Below are 18544 nucleotides of genomic sequence, written 5' to 3' on the forward strand. Positions count from 1 at the left end.
GCCCGGCCGATCCCTACCAGGATATCGCCCCGCCCTCAAAGTCAAGCCCCAATCGCAGGTCAAAGGGCTTGTCACCGCTACCGATCGAGGGAAGGTAGAAACGCCTCGCTTCGCTCGATAGGCGTGAACTGCCTGAGGTGAGGGAGGTTCGTCTCGCTTCGCTCGACGGGTGTGGAGTGCTCGCCTTGCCCGCGCCAAACCGTCCGCGTGACCGCCCACGCAGACCGCCCACGCAGACTGCCCCGCCGGCCCGCTCCCGCATGACCCCGCCCCGCATGCCCCTGCCGGGCCCACCAACCGCCCGCCGCACCCGAAGCGGACCCCCGCACGAGCCTGCCCAGGGAGCAGCGACGGGTGGGGCTGGGCGTTGGGCCGGTTGGCGTCGCAGGTGCGAGGCCGATACGCGGGGATGGGTGCGTTCGGGTGGGTGGGTCACCCTCATCCGACTCGGTGGGGTGATGTGGCGACGCGGTGTCACCGGGGTGCACGGGTGCGGGCCGGCGACCGGAGGGATGGGTGATTATTCCCGCGCTAAATGTCGCACGAATAGCAGCTTCCTTATCTTTTGACCGACGCGTACAGTAACTCCGCGCACTTGATCGGACACTGAGAGCATTCGTCCGTTCGGGTAGCGACCATTGAGGTGACCCAGGAGGTGGGCACGTGTCCGCGGAGGCCGGAGGCATCCGCAGCAACCTGATCCAGGAGTTGTTTTGGACTCGGACCGGGTTGCTCCTCCTCATACTCGTGGTGACGTCGGGGACGACGTTGGCCATTTCCAGCCAGATGGATCCGGGTGCGGCGCGGAACTTCTTGACGTCGGTCGGGACCGGAACGCTCATATCGGCGGTCGTGAGCTTCACGCAGACGTTGATCACTTCGCGGGCGGCGCACAAGGCGTTGCTCACGCCGGTGGTCGAGGAGAGTCGCAAAGCGTTGAAAGAGCTCAGCGAGGAGTACCGGGCGCTGGACCGGGAGTTCTTCCCCAGCCACGTGTTCGAGCCGACGGCGCAGCCGGATCCGGTGTTCAACCAGCTCATGATGCAGGACCTGGAGCGGACCCGGCTGTACTGCTTCCGCGGGTTCGCCGGGCGGTACGCGGCCGGGCGGGTGCTGTTGTCGCAGACGGAGTGCGAGCTCAGGGCGGTGCTGGCCGACCCGCGTGACGACAACGCCATCAGCGGGCGGGCGCGGTACCTGCTGCGCAACGAAGGTGCCGACGGGGACTACGAGGAGATCCAGAAGAGGCTCAAGGAACAGATCCGAATTGGACTCGTCGGGCTGTACGCGGCGAGGAGCAGGTGCAGCAGAATCGATGTCACCATCGTTTCCGATCCACCGCTCGATCGGCTCGAACTGTTCGACGACAGTGCCTGGCTCACGTTGTACAGCAACACGGCCGGGGTGCTCAGGCCGTATCCGAAGACGTTGCGGTTCACGGAGAGTTCGTTCCTGTACGCAATGGAACGCGCCGAGTTCCTGCGGATCAGCAACTCCAAGGCGGGGTACCACTTCGTCATCACGCCGGCGACGTCGAGGAACGACTTCCTCGCGTTGTTCGAGAAGATCACCGGCACACCGCTCACCGACGACGGGTGCAGAGAGCTCGAAGACAAGTTCCACGCATTCCGCCGCGAATTCTCCGCTTCCGCTCAGTTGAGGAGCTGATCGATCTTGCTAGCCGAGTTCACCGGGGTGTCCGCGCTCGAGGAGCTCACCGCTCTGGTCAAGCGCGCCGACTTCCCCGTGGTCGACCACTGGGCCGAGGTCGGCGGGTGGTTCCGCGAGTGGGCGGCACGGCCGGAGCTGCGCAAGGAACTGCGTGCGCACATCGACGGGCTCACACCGCAGCAGGCGACGTGGGTGATCGCGCGGTCGCGGGAGACGACGACGCACTTCGCGTGGTGCCTGCGGGACGAGCCAGGCGAGCAGTTCACGTTCTGGCTGCACGAGTACAAGCCGCTCGCCGACTGGCGCACGGGCTACGCGGACTCGGTGCACAACCACCGCTACCACTTCTGCACGACCATCCTCAGCGGCGCGTACCTGCACGAACGCTTCGACGCACGGCTGGGCGTGGGTGGCCGCTCGATCATCAGCACGGAGCTGACGAAGCGCACCCAGTGCGTCGCGGGCACCACGGGCACGCTGCTCGCGCACGAGTTCCACCGGATTCCCCGCGCTGCGGACGGGACGATGACGTTCCTGGTCAAGTCGCGGGCCGTCACGCCGTGGAGCCTCAGCTACGACCCGGACACCGGCATCAGCCACCGGCACGTGCCGGTCGAGGAGCGGCTGGAGGATCTGACGAACAACCTCATGTAGCCCACGCGGCGCGCTTACCATCAGCCCACCTGTCGGGAGGGCTGATGATGCGTACGCGCACGAGGATTCCGAGATCTGTCATAGCGGACGTCGAGCAACGGGTGCGGCGGCTGTGCGAGGACCTGGCGGCCAAGCTGCAGTTCCACGGCTGGCACCACGTGAGCTTCGTCCGGGACAAGGCCGTGCACTTCGCCGAACGCAACGGTGCCGCGGCCGACGTCGTCGAGGTGGCCGCGCTGGTGCACGACCTCAACTACATGGTCCGCCGCAACTCGCTGCCGACCGACGGCGCCGCGCTGCGCCGCAAGGTGCTGTTCATCGCGGGCGTGTGCGTCGGCGACATCGACTGGATCGAACGGATCGTGGTCGAGGCGGAGATGCGGACCCGCCACCGCGACATCTCGCTGGAGGCGCAGGCGCTGTCCGACGCGGACACGCTGTTCAAGGCGCTGCCGGTGACGCCGGTCGTGCTGGCGCACAAGTACCTGCAGGAGAACGGGATCTCGCTGCGGGAGCTCGCGCACAAGATCGTCGGCGAGCAGGTCGGCAAGGCCGACGACGGCTACTACTTCTACGACGAGGAGGCCGCGGCGACCTACACGAAGTGGGCCGAGGCGAACCTCTCGCTGTGGCGGTGCATCGTGGAGTCGCTCGACGACCCGTGCGTCGAGGACCTGCTCACCCGCGTGGCTTCCTGAGCACCTCGGCGAGGTCTACCGCCGCAGCCGCAGGTCCGCGCTCGCGTTCAGGGTGTAGGCGAGGCCCAGGACGTTGCCCCGGCCCAGCATCTCCCACCGGGTCTGCCGCAGCGCCTCCCCCGCGCCGAACCCGGCCGCGAGCCGGGCCAGCACCATGCCCGTCACCCAGCCGGCCATGTCCTGCGGCACCGCCACCTCGGGGCTGAGCACGCCGGCCGCGCCGTGGCGGACGAACGCCCGCACCAGCTCCTGCACGGGCGAGGTCGCCACCACCAGCGGCTTGCGCGTGGGCCAGTGCGGTCGTGGCCACACGCCCTCGCGCTCCCACCGTTCGATCTCCTCGGCGTCGAGGAACCCCTCGCGGAAGTGCAGGTGCACGACGTCCATCGCCTCGTCGGCCAACGCGTGCCCCAGTTCCGAGGGGCTGACGTACGCCGATGACACGGCCTCCGGCGGAACCATCGACATCAGCTCGGCCGCGTGTCGTTCGGTCAGCGTCCGGTCCATGCCGGGATCGACCGCCATCGACACCTCGAACGGCCGCGGCCGGTCGGAGACCTGCCACACCACCGGCCCGACCGGCTGCTCCAGCACCGTCGACAGGCCCCAGAACCCGAACGGGCACACCACGTTGCCGCCGTGGTCGGGCACCGGGCAGTGCGCGGGCACCTCTCCCCCGGCACCGAACGGGCCGAAGTGCCCCACCGACGCGCACAGCCGATAGGGCCCCTCGGCGAACGGCAGGTCGTAGACCAGCGGCCACGGCACCGGATCGAAGTCCGCACCCGCCACCACGACCCCGGCGGGCCGCCCGGTCGACCGCGCCGCCGCGCGGATCAGCTCCGGCAGCGCCCGGTCTGCGAACAGCCGCGAGTACAGCGCCGCGCCCTCACGGGCCAGCGCGGCGAGGTCGGCGCAGTAGGCCGGGAAGTCCTTGCCGTACCAGGGGTCCAGCCCAGAAGGGTTCAGCACCGACGGGTTCAGCACCGACCGCCGGTAGCCGGCGTCCAGGGGGATCCACGACGGCGCCGCACCGCCGGTGGCCACCAGGGCGCCCGGCCCGAGGACCAGCAGCGAGGCCACCCGCGTCGTCCACGGTGGGAGGTCGGCGAACGTGCGCGACAGCCGGAACCGCGGCGTGGTCTTCACCTCGCCCGCCCCGACCGGCAGCACGACCTGCTGGGCGTGCACCGGCACGGCACCGGCGTAGATCACCAGGAACCCGCTCCAGCGTGCCGCGGCGTAGGGCGTGGTCACCGGGAAGCTCACCCACGGGCTCGCGCCCTCGGCGGGCAGCACGAACGGCTCGGCCTGCACGTCACGCCCGGACATGCACAGCACCGCGCGCAGCTCCACGTCGGCGGGCAGCCGGGCGGCGTGCGGCCCGACGTGCACCCAGACCTCGTACTCGGCGCCGGGCCGCAACGCCCCCGCCACGCCCTGGGTCGCCCCCGGCGGCGCGACCACGACCGCCACCGCGCGGTCGTCGGGGGCCGGCGGCTGCGGCAGCGGCGTGTAGCGGACCATCCCGCGCCGTTCCAGCTCGCGGAACTGCCACAGGACGTCCTCGACCCGGCCCTCACCCCTGGTCACCGGTGCCGCCAGCACCACGTGCGGCGTGCTCCACCCCATGAGCACCGACGCCGGGTCGAGCCCGGACACCCAGGTGTGCACGGCGGTGAACAGCACGACCGGGCGTCCGAGGCCGCGCAGCGCGGCGACGACCGGCGACGAGTCCCAGGTCCGCGTGTCGTGCAGGGCCACCACGTCACCGGGCACGTCCGAGATCGACGGCAGCGCGGCGGCCGAGGGGAAGTGCCGCAGGTCGAGGACGGCGAACCGCAGCACCCGCATCCGGGTCGGAATCGCGGCGCAGATCGTGCCGCCGACCGTCAGACCGCGGCTGACCTGCGCCCATCCGCCCGGATCGGTCACCACGACCAGCGAGACGCGGGGGACGAGCGCGGCTATGTGCTCCAGCGGCGAGCCTTCGCCGCCGGAGACGGTGAACTCGACGGGCGCCACAGCCGTACGCCTGGAGGTGCAGCTAGAACGGCCAGCCCAGCACCGGCAACCCGACCACGGCGTCCACGGCGAGACCGCAGAACACCAGCATCAGGTAGAGGTTCGACATGTGGAAGAACTTCATGGTGTTCGTGGAACCGCCGCGGCGCACGACGTTGTGCAGCTTGTGCGCGAAGACGGCGAACCACACGCCGGACAGCGCCGCCACGGCCACGTAGATCCACGAGGTGACCGGGGCCAGGGCCAGCGTGCAGACGACGGTGATCCAGCTGTAGATGACGATCTGCCGCGTCACCTGCGCGGCTGTGGCCACCACCGGCAGCATCGGCACGCCTGCGCGGGCGTAGTCGTCCTTGAACTTCATCGCGAGGGCCCAGGTGTGCGGCGGGGTCCAGAAGAAGATCACGCCGAACATGACCAGGGCGGGCCACTCGACCGTGCCCGTCACCGCGCTCCAGCCGATGATCACCGGCATGCAGCCCGCCATGCCGCCCCAGATGATGTTCTGGGAGGTCCGGCGCTTGAGGACGAGCGTGTAGACGAAGATGTAGAAGAGGATCGTCGCCACCGCGAACGCGGCCGACATGAGGTTGACGAAGATCCACAGGAACGCGAACGACACGACCCCGAGCACGATGCCGAAGATCAGCGCGTTGCGCGGCGGGATGGCGTTGTGCGCGAGCGGGCGGGCGGCCGTCCGCTTCATCACCGAGTCGATGTCGGCGTCGACGAAGCAGTTGAGGGCGTTCGCCGACCCCGCGGCGAGGGTGCCGCCGGTGAGGGTGCAGGCGATCAGCCACAGCGGCGGCAGGCCGTGCTGGGCCAGCAGCATCGCGGGGATCGTGGTGATCAGCAGGAGCTCGATGACACGCGGCTTGGTGAGTGCCACATAGGCGCCAACAACCTGTCGAGGCGACCTGGCAGGGGCCTCGAGGACGGCACTCATCGCGTGAACGCTCCTCGGATCGGGAGTGGTGGGAATTCCAGCAACTGATGGTAACCGCGCGGAGGATCAACAGCCCGTTCGGGTGCTGGTGTGCCTGGGCACACACCGGGCTGGGACCTTTCAGAGCAACTTCGGCAACTGTCAGGACTAGGCTGGCCACAGGACGAGGGACACACGCGGGTCAGGCCTTTCGGGATCGATCCACCAAGGTCATCCACAGACAGGTCAGCGCCCGCCCAACCGACAGAGTGGAGCTGTAAGTCCGTGAGCGTCACCGACGACATCACCCGGCTCACCAAGGCCGACCTGCCTGATGACTGGACGGAGCTCGACAAGCGCGCAGTCGACACCGCACGGGTGCTGGCGGCGGACGCCGTGCAGAACGTCGGCAACGGTCATCCCGGCACCGCGATGAGCCTCGCGCCTCTCGCGTACACGCTGTTCCAGCGGGTGCTGCGGCACGACCCCGCCGACCCGGACTGGATCGGCCGCGACCGGTTCGTGCTCTCCGCGGGGCACTCCAGCCTGACCCTGTACGTCCAGCTGTTCCTGTCGGGCTACGGCCTGGAGCTGGACGACCTCAAGCACCTGCGCAAGTGGGGCTCGAAGACCCCCGGCCACCCCGAGCACGGCCACACCAGGGGCGTCGAGATCACGACCGGCCCGCTGGGCTCCGGCCTCGCCGCCGCCGTGGGCATGGCCATGGCCGCCCGCCGCGAGCGCGGCCTGTTCGACCCCGACGCCGCTCCGGGCCAGAGCCCGTTCGACCACCACGTCTACGTGATCGCCTCCGACGGTGACATCGAGGAGGGCGTCACCTCCGAGGCCTCGTCGCTGGCCGGCACGCAGCAGCTGGGCAACCTGGTCGTCTTCTACGACGACAACAAGATCTCCATCGAGGACGACACGACGATCGCGCTGTCCGAGGACACCGCGAAGCGCTACGAGGCCTACGGCTGGCACGTCCAGGTCGTGGAGTCCGGCGAAAACGTCAAGGGCATCCTGGAGGCGGTCGAGAAGGCCAAGGCCGTCACCGACAAGCCGTCGTTCATCCTGCTGCGCACGATCATCGGCTACCCGGCGCCGAACAAGCAGAACACCGGTGCCGCGCACGGTGCCGCGCTGGGCGTCGACGAGGTGAAGGCCACCAAGGAGATCCTCGGCTTCGACCCCGAGCAGACCTTCGAGGTCGCCGACGAGGTCCTGCAGCACGCCCGCGAGGTCGTCAAGCGCGGCGAGCACGCCAAGGCCGAGTGGCAGAAGAGCTTCGACGCGTGGGCTTCGGCCAACGCCGAGGCGAAGACGCTGCTGGACCGCCTGGTCGCCCGCGAGCTGCCGCAGGGCTGGGACGCCGACCTGCCCTCCTACGAGCCGGGCGGCAAGGAGATCTCGACCCGCAAGGCCTCCGGTGAGGCGATCAACGGGCTGGCGAAGCACCTGCCCGAGCTGTGGGGCGGTTCCGCCGACCTCGCCGAGTCGAACCTGACCACGATCAAGGACGCCAAGTCCTTCGGCCCGGCCTCGATCTCGACGGAGATGTGGAACGCCGACCCGTACGGCCGCGTGCTGCACTTCGGTGTCCGCGAGAACGCCATGGGCATGATCCTCAACGGCATCGCGCTGCACGGCCCGACGCGCCCGTTCGGTGGCACGTTCCTCGTGTTCTCCGACTACATGCGCCCCGCTGTGCGCCTGGCCGCGATCATGCAGGCCGCCGTCACGTACGTCTGGACGCACGACTCCATCGGCCTGGGCGAGGACGGCCCGACGCACCAGCCGATCGAGCACCTCGCGGCCCTGCGCGCGATCCCGGACTTCGCGGTCGTGCGCCCCGGCGACGCCAACGAGACGGCGTACGCGTGGAAGGCCGTCATCGAGCAGCTCGGCCCGGTCGGGCTCGCGCTGAGCCGCCAGAACCTGCCGATCCTCGAAGGCACCTCCGCGGAGGGCGTCAAGCGCGGCGGTTACGTGCTCTTCGGTGACGACAACCCGGAGATCGTGCTCATCGGCACCGGCTCCGAGCTGCAGGTCGCCCTGGAGGCCGGGAAGGTCCTGCAGGGCGAGGGCGTCGCGGTGCGCGTGGTCTCCATGCCGTCCGTCGAGTGGTTCGAGAAGCAGGACGCCGAGTACCGCGAATCGGTCATCCCGTCGTCGGTTAAGGCGCGCGTCGCGGTGGAAGCCGGTATCGCACAGCCGTGGTACCGCTACGTCGGTGACAACGGCGAGATCGTGTCGATCGAGCACTTCGGTGCCTCGGCCGACTACCAGGTCCTGTTCAAGGAGTTCGGCTTCACGACGGAGGACGTCGTCACCGCCGCGCGCCGTTCCCTTGACAACGTGAGGGGTAACAAGTGAGCAAGCCGCATCTCGAAGCACTGTCCGGAGCCGGCGTCTCCATCTGGCTGGACGACCTGTCCCGTGAGCGCCTCACCAGCGGCAACCTGGACGAGCTGATCCGCGACTGGAACGTCGTCGGCGTGACGACGAACCCGACGATCTTCGCGGGCGCCCTGTCGAAGGGCGAGTCCTACGACGAGCAGGTCCGCGAGCTCGCCAACCGGGGTGCCGACACCGAGGCGACCATCCGCGAGGTCACCACGACCGACGTGCGCAACGCGTGTGACAAGTTCCGCGACATCTACACCAGCACGAACGGTGTGGACGGCCGGGTGTCGATCGAGGTCGACCCGCGCCTGGCGTTCGACACGGACAAGACCGTGGCCGAGGCGCAGGACCTGTGGAAGACCGTGGACCGGCCGAACCTGCTGGTGAAGATCCCGGCCACCGAGGCCGGCATCCCCGCCATCACCAAGGTGATCGCCGAGGGCATCTCCGTCAACGTGACGCTGATCTTCTCGGTCGAGCGCTACCGCAAGGTCATGGAGGCCTACCTCGACGGCCTGGAGCAGGCCAAGGCGAACGGCCACGACCTGCGCACCATCCACTCTGTCGCGTCGTTCTTCGTGTCCCGCGTGGACACCGAGGTCGACAAGCGCCTGAAGGCGATCGGCACGGACGAGGCCACGGCCCTGCTGGGCAAGGCCGCCCTCGCCAACGCGTGGATCGCCTACGGCGCGTTCGAGCAGACCTTCCAGGGCGAGCGCTGGGAGGCCCTCAAGGCCGGCGGCGCCAACGCGCAGCGCCCGCTGTGGGCGTCGACCGGCGTGAAGGACCCGAGCTACTCCCCCACCCTCTACGTCGACCAGCTCGTCGTGAACGACGTCGTGAACACGATGCCGGAGAAGACGCTGCAGGCCGTCGCCGACGCGGGCAAGATCACCGGTGACACGGTCACCGGACGCGCCGCTGAGGGCCAGGAGGTGTTCGACAAGCTCTCCGCCGTGGGAATCGACCTCCAGGACGTGTTCGTCGCCCTGGAGACCGAGGGCGTCGAGAAGTTCGAGAAGTCCTGGGAAGAGTTGCTCGAGACGGTGACGAACCAACTGGCGAAGCTGAAGGGCTGATCATCTAGTGACCTCCGTCGACATCGTGAGGTCACCGAACGCCGACCAGGTCAGCACGATCGCTGCTGACCTGGTCGCGGATTCGGTGCCGAGCAAGCTGACCGCGCAGGACCCGACCCTGTGGGGGCCGGAAGCCGAGTCCGAGGCGGGCATCCGCCTCTCCTGGACCACGTTGCACGAGTCGTCCCGTGCACTGCTCCCCGAGCTCGTGGCCCTGCGCTCCGAACTGCACGCCGAGGGCGTCGACCGCGTGGTGCTCGCCGGGATGGGCGGCTCGTCGCTGGCCCCCGAGGTGATCACCCGCACCGCCGGTGTCCCGCTGGTCGTGCTGGACACCACCGATCCCGCCCAGGTCGCCGACGCTCTCGCCGGTGACCTCGAGCGCACGGTGATCGTGGTGTCGTCCAAGTCCGGTGGCACGGTCGAGACCGACAGCCACCGGCGCATCTTCGAGAAGGCTTTCGCCGACGCGGGCATCGACGCCGCGTCGCGCATCGTGGTGGTCACCGACCCCGGTTCGCCGCTGCAGAAGGCGTCCGAGGAAGCGGGCTACCGCAAGGTGTTCCTGGCCGACCCGAACGTGGGCGGCCGGTACTCGGCGCTGACCGCGTTCGGCCTCGTGCCGTCCTACCTCGCGGGCGCCGACGTCGAGGCGCTGCTCGACGACGCGGCCGCCGAGGCGAAGGTCCTCGCGCAGGACTCGCCCGAGAACCCCGCCGTGCAGCTGGCCGCGGTCTTCGGTGCCGCGCACGCCAACGGCGCGGAGAAGGTCGTGTTCGCCGACACCGGCTCGGGCATCGTCGGCTTCGGCGACTGGGCCGAGCAGCTGATCGCCGAGTCGACCGGCAAGAACGGCACCGGCCTGCTGCCGGTCGTCGTCGAGGGCCCCGGTGCCCCCGGCTTCGTGGACGCCCGCTCGGATGCCACGACCGTCGCGATCGGACCGGCCACCGGGTCGGCGACCGTGGCCGTCGAGGGACCGCTCGGCGCGCAGTTCCTGCTGTGGGAGTACGCGACCGCGCTCGTCGGCCGGGTGCTGGGCATCAACCCGTTCGACCAGCCCGACGTCGAGGCCGCGAAGAAGGCCGCGCGCGCGTTGCTGGACGCACCGGCGGTCGCGGCGACCACGCCGTCCTTCGTGGACGGTCCGGTCGAGGGCCACGGCACCGGCTGGGCCCCTCGCAAGGTGACCACCGTCGCCGAGGCGCTCGCGGCACTGGTCGAGGTCGCGCCCGAGCACGGCTACATCTCGGTGCAGGCCTACCTGGACCGGATCGACGACGCGTCGTTCGAGCTGCTCCGCGCGGAGATCGCGAAGAGGACGCACCTGCAGACCACGTTCGGCTGGGGCCCGCGCTTCCTGCACTCGACCGGCCAGTACCACAAGGGCGGTCACCAGAACGGCGTGTTCATCCAGATCACCGGCGAGTCCGGCGACGACCTGGAGGTGCCCGGCCGTCCCTACACGCTGGCGCAGCTGCAGCTCGCGCAGGCGGCCGGCGACGGTCAGGTGCTCGTCGAACACGGTCGCCCGGTGCTGCGGCTGCACCTGCGGGACCGCATCGCCGGCTTGGCCCAGCTCGTCGAGGCAGTCCAGGAGGACGGCTCGTGACCACATCCGCCGCCAAGTGGCGCAACCCGCTGCGGGACGCGCGCGACAAGCGCATGCCCCGCATCGCGGGGCCGAGCGCGCTGGTCATCTTCGGTGTGACCGGTGACCTGTCGCGCAAGAAGCTCATGCCCGCGATCTACGACCTCGCGAACCGGGGTCTGCTGCCGCCGGGCTTCGGTCTCGTCGGCTTCGCCCGCCGCGACTGGGCCGACCAGGACTTCATGAAGGTCGTCCACGACGCGGTGAAGGAGCACGCGCGCACGCCGTTCAACGAGGCCGTGTGGCAGCAGCTCGCCGAGGGCATCCGGTTCGTGCAGGGCACGTTCGACGACGACTCGGCGTTCGACAACCTGGCCTCGTGCCTGGCCGCGCTCGACGCCGAGCGCGGCACGGGCGGCAACCACGCGTTCTACCTGTCGATCCCGCCGGGCGCGTTCCCGACGGTGATCAACCAGCTCAAGCGCGCGGGCCTCGCCCAGACCTCCGCCGACCAGTGGCGCCGGGTCGTGATCGAGAAGCCGTTCGGCCACGACCTGGCCTCGGCCAAGGAGCTCAACCGCACGGTCAACGAGGTCTTCCCCGAGGAGTCGGTGTTCCGCATCGACCACTACCTCGGCAAGGAGACCGTGCAGAACATCCTGGCGCTGCGGTTCGCGAACCAGCTGTACGAACCCATCTGGAACTCGAACTACGTCGACCACGTGCAGATCACCATGGCCGAGGACATCGGTCTCGGTGGCCGCGCGGGCTACTACGACGGCATCGGCGCGACGCGCGACGTCATCCAGAACCACCTGCTGCAGCTGCTCGCGCTGATCGCGATGGAGGAGCCGGTCTCCTTCAAGCCGGCGGACCTGCGGGCGGAGAAGGTGAAGATCCTCTCGGCGACGCGGCCCGCGGAGCCGTTCGAGGAGACCACCGCGCGCGGCCAGTACACCGGTGGCTGGCAGGGCGGGCAGAAGGTGCCCGGCCTGCTGGAGGAGGGCGGGTTCTCGCCCCAGTCGAAGACCGAGACGTTCGGCGCGATCACCTGCGAGGTCAACACCCGCCGGTGGGCCGGGGTGCCGTTCTACCTGCGCACCGGCAAGCGCCTGGGCCGCCGCGTCACCGAGGTCGCCGTGGTGTTCAAGCGGGCGCCGCACCTGCCGTTCGACGACACCGCGACCGAGGAGCTCGGCCAGAACGCGCTCGTCGTGCGCGTGCAGCCGGACGAGGGCGTGACCATCCGGTTCGGCTCGAAGGTGCCGGGCAACACGATGGAGGTCCGCGACGTCACGATGGACTTCGGCTACGGCCACTCGTTCACCGAGTCGTCGCCGGAGGCCTACGAGCGGCTGCTGCTCGACGTGCTGCTCGGTGAGCCGTCGCTGTTCCCGAAGAACGACGAGGTCGAGCTCTCCTGGGAGATCCTCGACCCGATCCTCGAGTTCTGGGCCCGCAAGGACGAGCCGCCGCTGGAGAAGTACAAGGCCGGCACCTGGGGCCCGCCGTCGGCGGAGACGATGACCGCCCGGACCGGAAGGCAGTGGAGGCGTCCGTGATCATCGACCTTCCCTCGACCACCACCTCGCAGATCAACTCCCGGCTGGTCCGGCTGCGCGACGAGGGCGGTGCGACGACCCTGGGCCGCGTGCTGACCCTCGTGATCGTGACCGAGGACGGCCAGCGCACCGACGCCGCGATCGACGCGGCGAACGACGCCTCGCGCGAGCACCCGTGCCGCGTGATCGTCGTGGCGCGCGGTGCCCGGCAGGCCGCTCCGCGCCTGGACGCCCAGATCCGCGTCGGCGGTGACGCGGGCGCGTCCGAGGTCGTCGTGCTGCGCCTGTACGGCGAGCTCGCCAAGGAGGGCGCGTCCTGCGTGATGCCGCTGCTGCTGCCGGACACCCCGGTCGTGGCGTGGTGGCCGTTCGACGCGCCGGTCTCGCCCTCGAAGGACCCGATCGGCCAGCTCGCCCAGCGCCGCATCACCGACGCGGCCGCGGAGAAGAACCCGATCAAGGCCCTGGAGACCCGCCGGGCGCACTACGCGCCGGGCGACACGGACCTGGCCTGGACGCGCCTGACGTTGTGGCGCGCCATGCTCGCGTCGTCGCTGGACCTGCCGCCGTACGAGAAGGTCGTCGAGGCCGAGGTGACCGGTGAGGCCGACTCGCCGTCCACCGACCTGCTGGCCGCGTGGCTGACCGACCGGCTCAAGGTCACGGCCAAGCGCCTGAAGGCGACCCGCGGCGAGGGCATCGTGCAGGTCCGGCTGGGCCGCGCGTCCGGTGAGGTGGACCTGCACCGCCCGGACGGCAAGGTCGGCACGCTGACGCAGCCCGGCCAGCCGTCGCGGCGGGTGGCGCTGCAGCGCCGTTCGGTGCGCGACTGCCTGGCCGAGGAGCTGCGCAGGCTCGACCCGGACGAGGTCTACGCGGCAGCGCTGAAGTCGCTGGCCAAGGTCTCGAAGGGCCGTGGCGCCGCCCCGAAGGCCGCTGCCGAGGCCGTGACCGCGGCGGCCGCCGCCGGTGAGCCGGAAGCAGCGGCGGCAGCGGAGACGCCCGAGCAGAACGGCAAGGCGGGCGCGGCGAAGAAGCCCAAGGCGAAGGCGGGTTCGTGAGCAATCCGCAAGTGGTGGTCCACCGCGACGGCGACCTGCTGGCCGCCGCCGCGGCGGCCCGCCTGGTGACCCGCATGGTCGACGCCCAGGCCGCCCGCGGCTCGGCGTCGGTCGTCCTCACCGGCGGCCGCACCGGCACCGCGGTCCTGGAGCACCTCAACCGCAACGGCGCCCGTGACGCCGTGGACTGGTCCCGCGTGGACCTGTTCTGGGGCGACGAGCGCTTCCTGCCGTCCGGCCACCCGGACCGCAACGAGACGCAGGCCCGCGCGGCACTGCTCGACCACGTGCCGCTCGACCCGGCCCGCGTGCACGTCATGGCCCCCTCGGACGGCGAGTTCGGCGACGACCCGGAGGCCGCCGCGGAGGCCTACGCGGCGCTGCTCGCCTCGCTGGCCCGCCCGGAAGACCACGGCGACGTGCCGTCGTTCGACGTCTGCATGCTGGGGGTGGGCGAGGAGGGCCACGTGGCCTCGATCTTCCCCGCCTCCCCCGCCGTGTACGAGAAGGAACGGTCCGCCGTGGCCGTCCGCAACTGCCCCAAGCCCCCGCCGACGCGCGTGTCGCTGACGCTGGGCGCCATCCGCAACGCGCAGGAGGTCTGGCTCATGACCACCGGCGAGGCCAAGGCCGCCGCCGTGGCGATGGGCCTGACCGGCACGGGCGAGGTGCAGCTCCCGGCCGCCGGCGCCACCGGTCGCCGGCGCACGCTGTGGCTGCTGGACACCGCCGCCGCCTCGAAGGTGCCGGCGCTGTTCAAGCCACCGCTGGCCTGAGCGCTGACGAGGAAGGCCCCCGGTTCGCGCCGGGGGCCTTTCTCGTGCTCAGGTGAGCTTGCTCAGCTGCTTCGCGAGCCGCTGGTTGCCCAGCCGCCTGGCCAGTGCGGCGGCCGCCTCGACCGTGAGACCGGTGAACCCGAGCTGCCGCCCCAGCCGCGCAAGCTGGTTCTCCACCTGGGCGCGCGCGACCTGGGACCGCGCCAGCACGTAGGACGCCAGCCGCTCGGCCAGTGCCCGCTCGCGGACCCGCTCGTCCTGGCACCACAGCTGGAAGAACCCGGTGCCCCGCACCGTGAACGAGCCGAGCCGGTGCAGCGGGAGCCCCCGGTCGCCACCGAACGCGTCACCGCGCAGCGTGACCCGCAGCAGTCCCTCGCCGGTGCGGGCCACGCGCCCGGTCAGGTTGGCTTGGTTCAGCCAATCATGTGCCTGCGACTGCGGGTCCCGCGCACTGCGCTGCTCGGTCTCCAGCACACCGGCGACCTCCTGGACGCCTTCGGCGAGGGCGGTGAGGTCGCGGTCGGCTTCATCGCTCGCCTGACCGTAGACGAGGTACCGGACGTGCCGTCCCTCGGTCGCACGCACCACGTACACGGGCAGGTAGAGCAGTTCGGGCGCGCAGACCTGGCGCGGCTGGTCGATCTGCGCGGGCAGGTTGAACCGGTCGCGGTCGGCCAGGCCCGCCAGCCGGTGCAGTGCGCCGTCGTCGAAACCACGCGTGCTCACCAGCGGCTCGAAGTGGTCGGGACGAGCGTGCAACGGCAGCATCGTGACCTTGCGCGAGTCGTAGTGCGGCCGGGCCAGCGGACGCGACTCCCACGCGTCGAAGTACAGCTTGCGCCGGTCCTCCGCCCTGATCACGTACCGCTTCTGGGCCGCCGTGGAACGCCGGCCCAGCGCGGTGAGCGCCCACCTGCCGTTCGCGCACGTGACGTGGCCGATGGCCGCGAGCGCCCGCAACGCGCGGTCGACGAGCACCTCGTCCAGCGCGAAGAACCGTGCCAGCTCGGCGGCCGTGGTGAAGCCGCCCTCGGCGATGCCGCGTTCGAGGTAGCGGTCGATCAGGTCGTAGTCCTCGGCGTCGGTGACCGTGGCCGCGATCGTGACGCACCAGATCGGGAACAGCAGCTTGAAGATGCGCGTCGGCGTCGTGGCGCGGGCGAAGGCGGCGTCTTCGAGCGCACGCTGTTCGGGGTAGGAGAAGAGCCTGGTGGCGGTGGTCATCCGAGCTTCCCGATGATCTCGTCGTACTGCCTGATGTCGCCGTGGCGCGCGACGTGGTCACGCATCCGCCGCGCGAACTCCCGGAAGTCCTCGTCGCGGGCCGTCGTCAACGTGCTCAGGTCGCCGACCAGCACGAGCTGCTGCTTGGCGCGGGTGAACGCGACGTTCGCGCGGCGCAGTTCCCGCAGGAACCCGATGAGGCCGTCGGGGTTGCTCCGGGTGAAGCCGTAGAGGACGACGTCGCGCTCGCCGCCCTGGAACGAGTCGACGGTGCCGACGTTGAGGCGGACCTTCCGCTCGTCGCCCAGCACCGCGAGCAGCGCGGCGCTGATCGCCTTGACCTGGGCCCGGTACGGCACGATGACCGCCCACTCCACACCGCGCTCGTCGTAGCGAGCGGCGAGCCTGCTCAGCAGGCGGGCCTCAGCGGGGTTGTGGACGCCGCGCAGCCCCCGGTCGGCCGCGGCGGCGGGCTTCTCCCCGCGCTCGGACGCCGGCAGCCGGCTCGTGTCCACGAAGGCGAACGCGCTGCGGAACAACGGGTCGTCGTGCTCGCGCTCCACCGCGGTGCACAGGGTGCGGCGGTAGAACTCCTGCGAGACGAAGTCGGCGATGACCGCGGGCATGCGGCGTTGTTGCCGCAGCGGTACCACGTTCGTGGCGGGGAAGCCGTCGACGGCGAGCTCCAGCGCGCTCTTGGTCAGCAACCGGCGCACCGCCGGGTCGCCGGCCTCCTCGCCCCAGGCCTCGACCTCCGAGTCGAGGAACGGCGGCAGCTGCTGGTGGTCACCGACCAGCACCGCGCGCCGGGCCCGCACCAGCGGCACGAGCACGTCGGCCACGCCGATCTGCCCGGCCTCGTCGACGATCGCGAGGTCGAAGTCCACATCGGACAGCTCGGACCTCGACGCCGCGCCGATCGCGGTGCACGCGATCACGTCCGCGTACCGGATGAGCTCCGGGTGCAGCTGCTTGCTCGCGCCGGCCACCTCGTCGCGCCACTCGCCGAGCAGCCGCGCCCGGCTGCGCAGCACCGGCAACCGTTCCGCGGCCCAGGCCACCAGCGCGCGCAAGCCGGCCAGGTCGTCCGCCTCGGGCGGAACGTCGAGCGCCCCCACCGCCGCGCGTGTGGCATCCGCGGCTGCCATGGCATCCGCGCGGGCCGTCGCCACCTGGCCGGTGACCGCGGCCAGCGCGGCCTCGGCGGCACGGACAGCCGGTGCGCCGGCGGTGGCGTCCTGAAGCCGGCGTTCGGCTTCCACGAGCTCCCGCCGGTACTGCTCCGCCGTCGCCGACAACTCGGTGAACCGCGCGTGCAGGACCTGCGTGCGCTTGTCGCACCACGATGCGAACAGGCCGCCCAGCACGGTCCGCCAGCGGGTGTAGCGCTGACCGGCCCTGGACAGCTTGCCGAGCCGGTGGGCGAGCCGGTCACCTCCGGCCACCAGGGAGTCCACGGTGGACGTCAGCTCCCCGCCCGCCGCCCGCCGGGCCTCGTGCAGTGCGGTTCTGGCCCGCGACTCCGCGTCGAGCGCGGCGAGGAGTCCGGCGGTGCGGTCGGCGAGCTCGTCCGCCCACTTGGCGGCGACGTCGAGGTCACCGGAGCGGGACAAGGCGTACCCGGTCTGGTTGAGGATCACCTGCCGCAGTTCCGCCGACCGGTGTTCCAGCAGGTAGGGCCGTCCCTCCTCGGTGACCACGCCCTCGTTGCCCACGCGCACCACGACGAGCCCGCCGGGGATGCGGGCGAGCACGTTGTCGACGGCCCTGTTGGTGTGGGCGGTGATCAGCACCCGTTGCCGGGCGCGCGCGACGGCATCGGCGCTCTGGCTGATCACGCGGGTCTTGCCGGTCCCCGGTGGTCCCAGCACGAGCAGCACGTCGGGCACGGCGAGCGCCTTGCGGAACGCCACCAGCTGGTCCACGTCCAGGCGTTCGGCCGGTTCGGCGGCCGGTTCGGTGAACGGCAGCACGTCGTGGTCGACGAACGCGCTCAGCAGGCGCGGGTTGAGCGACTGCCCGGCACGGAGGGTGGCAACGGCCTCACGTTGCTTGTCGAACACCACCGTGCTCAGCGTGACCTCCAGCGCGCCGGTCTGCTCGAGGTGGTGGAAGTCGACGGGCTGGTCGAACCGCACGACCACAGCCCGCCCGTCCACGCGCGTCACCTGTCCGCGCTGCTCGGGCTCGCCGCGGACCTGGACGAACGTGTCCTGCTCCGGCACCCGGTCGCCGGCGAGCCGGAACTCGTACATCGAGGCCGCGCCGTGCCTGCGTTCGCCGATGGGGGCGACCTCGCGGTACGGGAAGGGCTGCTCGCAGCGGGCTTCGCCGGTCGTGATGCGCTGGTTGGCCTCGATCAACGCCGCGGTGACGTCGAGGAACCGGGTGTGCGCCGGATCGGGCCGGGCAACGGGGATGGGCTGGTGCGTGTCCACCGCGAACCACTCGGCGAGCACCCGTTCCCAGTGCGCGGAGGCGCCCTGGGGGAGCATGCGGATCTCGAACACCCGCTGCCACGACGGCGGCCGGACGATCAGGCACCGGTGCGCGATCCGGTGGTGGTGGCGGATCCGCAGCGGGTCGATCGACGCGATCAGGTACCCGTCGCGGTGGCGCGTGGGGTACAGCCGCAGCACCCAGGTCGTGCCGTACAACAGCAAGCTCGGGTCGCCACCGTCCTTCTTCGGCTCGTCGACGGTCGCCGCGACCCCGGTGCGCCGCTCGTTGAGCTGGAAGACGAGCTGGTCGAGGCTCGCCGGCATGCCGGGGTGGGTCTTCGCCTGCGAGAGCAGGATCTCGTGGAAGTTCCTGGACGGCACCAGGGTGACGGCCGTGGGCAGCACGACCGGGCGGAACTGCACAACGG

General features: G+C 70.7%; 13 protein-coding genes. 9 read left to right on the top strand and 4 right to left on the bottom strand.

Annotated elements, in window-relative coordinates; all coding sequences use genetic code 11:
- Positions 1–852: 852 nt before the first annotated feature.
- The 3 genes from ADL03_RS37195 to ADL03_RS37205 are packed head-to-tail and all read left to right on the top strand — an operon-like array spanning position 853 to position 3023.
- Positions 853–1668, top strand: a complete 816-nt coding sequence (locus tag ADL03_RS37195) for a hypothetical protein (RefSeq protein WP_197288983.1) — start codon at positions 853–855, stop codon at positions 1666–1668.
- 6 nt (positions 1669–1674) lie between these two features.
- Positions 1675–2325: a hypothetical protein gene (locus ADL03_RS37200; protein ID WP_053738324.1), complete on the top strand. Its 651-nt coding sequence runs from the start codon at positions 1675–1677 to the stop codon at positions 2323–2325.
- Positions 2326–2369: 44 nt separating this feature from the next.
- The gene (locus ADL03_RS37205; protein WP_197288984.1) at positions 2370–3023 is read left to right on the top strand and encodes a hypothetical protein; all 654 of its coding nucleotides are present in this window, start codon (positions 2370–2372) and stop codon (positions 3021–3023) included.
- 15 nt (positions 3024–3038) lie between these two features.
- Here the strand turns inward: ADL03_RS37205 and ADL03_RS37210 are convergent, their stop codons facing one another.
- Both ADL03_RS37210 and ADL03_RS37215 read right to left on the bottom strand, forming a co-directional pair.
- Positions 3039–5048, bottom strand: coding sequence for a hypothetical protein (locus ADL03_RS37210; protein ID WP_053738325.1), 2010 nt, complete (start codon positions 5046–5048; stop codon positions 3039–3041).
- Between the two features lie 22 nt (positions 5049–5070).
- Positions 5071–5994, bottom strand: coding sequence for a heme o synthase (locus ADL03_RS37215; protein WP_053738326.1), 924 nt, complete (start codon positions 5992–5994; stop codon positions 5071–5073).
- A 264-nt stretch (positions 5995–6258) separates the two neighbouring features.
- On the opposite strand from ADL03_RS37215, the gene tkt reads away from it, so the two are divergent.
- From tkt to pgl, 6 genes are read left to right on the top strand one after another with little or no spacing between them, the layout of a single operon-like run.
- Positions 6259–8349, top strand: coding sequence for a transketolase (tkt, locus tag ADL03_RS37220; protein ID WP_053738327.1), 2091 nt, complete (start codon positions 6259–6261; stop codon positions 8347–8349).
- Positions 8346–9458, top strand: coding sequence for a transaldolase (gene tal, locus ADL03_RS37225; RefSeq protein ID WP_053738328.1), 1113 nt, complete (start codon positions 8346–8348; stop codon positions 9456–9458). Before tkt ends, tal begins: the two co-directional genes overlap by 4 nt.
- A 25-nt stretch (positions 9459–9483) precedes the next feature.
- Positions 9484–11070, top strand: coding sequence for a hypothetical protein (locus ADL03_RS37230; RefSeq protein ID WP_231642779.1), 1587 nt, complete (start codon positions 9484–9486; stop codon positions 11068–11070).
- A gap of 53 nt (positions 11071–11123) precedes the next feature.
- The gene (zwf, locus tag ADL03_RS37235) at positions 11124–12611 is read left to right on the top strand and encodes a glucose-6-phosphate dehydrogenase (RefSeq protein WP_053738348.1); all 1488 of its coding nucleotides are present in this window, start codon (positions 11124–11126) and stop codon (positions 12609–12611) included.
- On the top strand, positions 12608–13672 hold the full coding sequence (opcA, locus tag ADL03_RS37240; protein WP_053738349.1) for a glucose-6-phosphate dehydrogenase assembly protein OpcA: 1065 nt from the start codon (positions 12608–12610) through the stop codon (positions 13670–13672). Before zwf ends, opcA begins: the two co-directional genes overlap by 4 nt.
- Positions 13669–14448: a 6-phosphogluconolactonase gene (gene pgl, locus ADL03_RS37245; RefSeq protein ID WP_053738330.1), complete on the top strand. Its 780-nt coding sequence runs from the start codon at positions 13669–13671 to the stop codon at positions 14446–14448. Before opcA ends, pgl begins: the two co-directional genes overlap by 4 nt.
- A gap of 48 nt (positions 14449–14496) precedes the next feature.
- On the opposite strand, the gene ADL03_RS37250 is transcribed toward pgl, so the two are convergent.
- Complete coding sequence (locus ADL03_RS37250; RefSeq protein ID WP_053738331.1) at positions 14497–15675, bottom strand: hypothetical protein; 1179 nt, start codon at positions 15673–15675, stop codon at positions 14497–14499.
- Positions 15672–18539 carry a DEAD/DEAH box helicase gene (locus ADL03_RS37255; protein WP_053738332.1) on the bottom strand — a complete coding sequence of 956 codons (2868 nt, stop codon included), beginning with the start codon at positions 18537–18539 and terminating at the stop codon, positions 15672–15674. The genes ADL03_RS37250 and ADL03_RS37255 overlap by 4 nt, the downstream gene beginning before the upstream one ends.
- Positions 18540–18544: the final 5 nt, after the last annotated feature.

The sequence above is a fragment of the Nocardia sp. NRRL S-836 genome (assembly GCF_001279525.1).
Classification (GTDB): Bacteria; Actinomycetota; Actinomycetes; order Mycobacteriales; family Pseudonocardiaceae; genus Lentzea.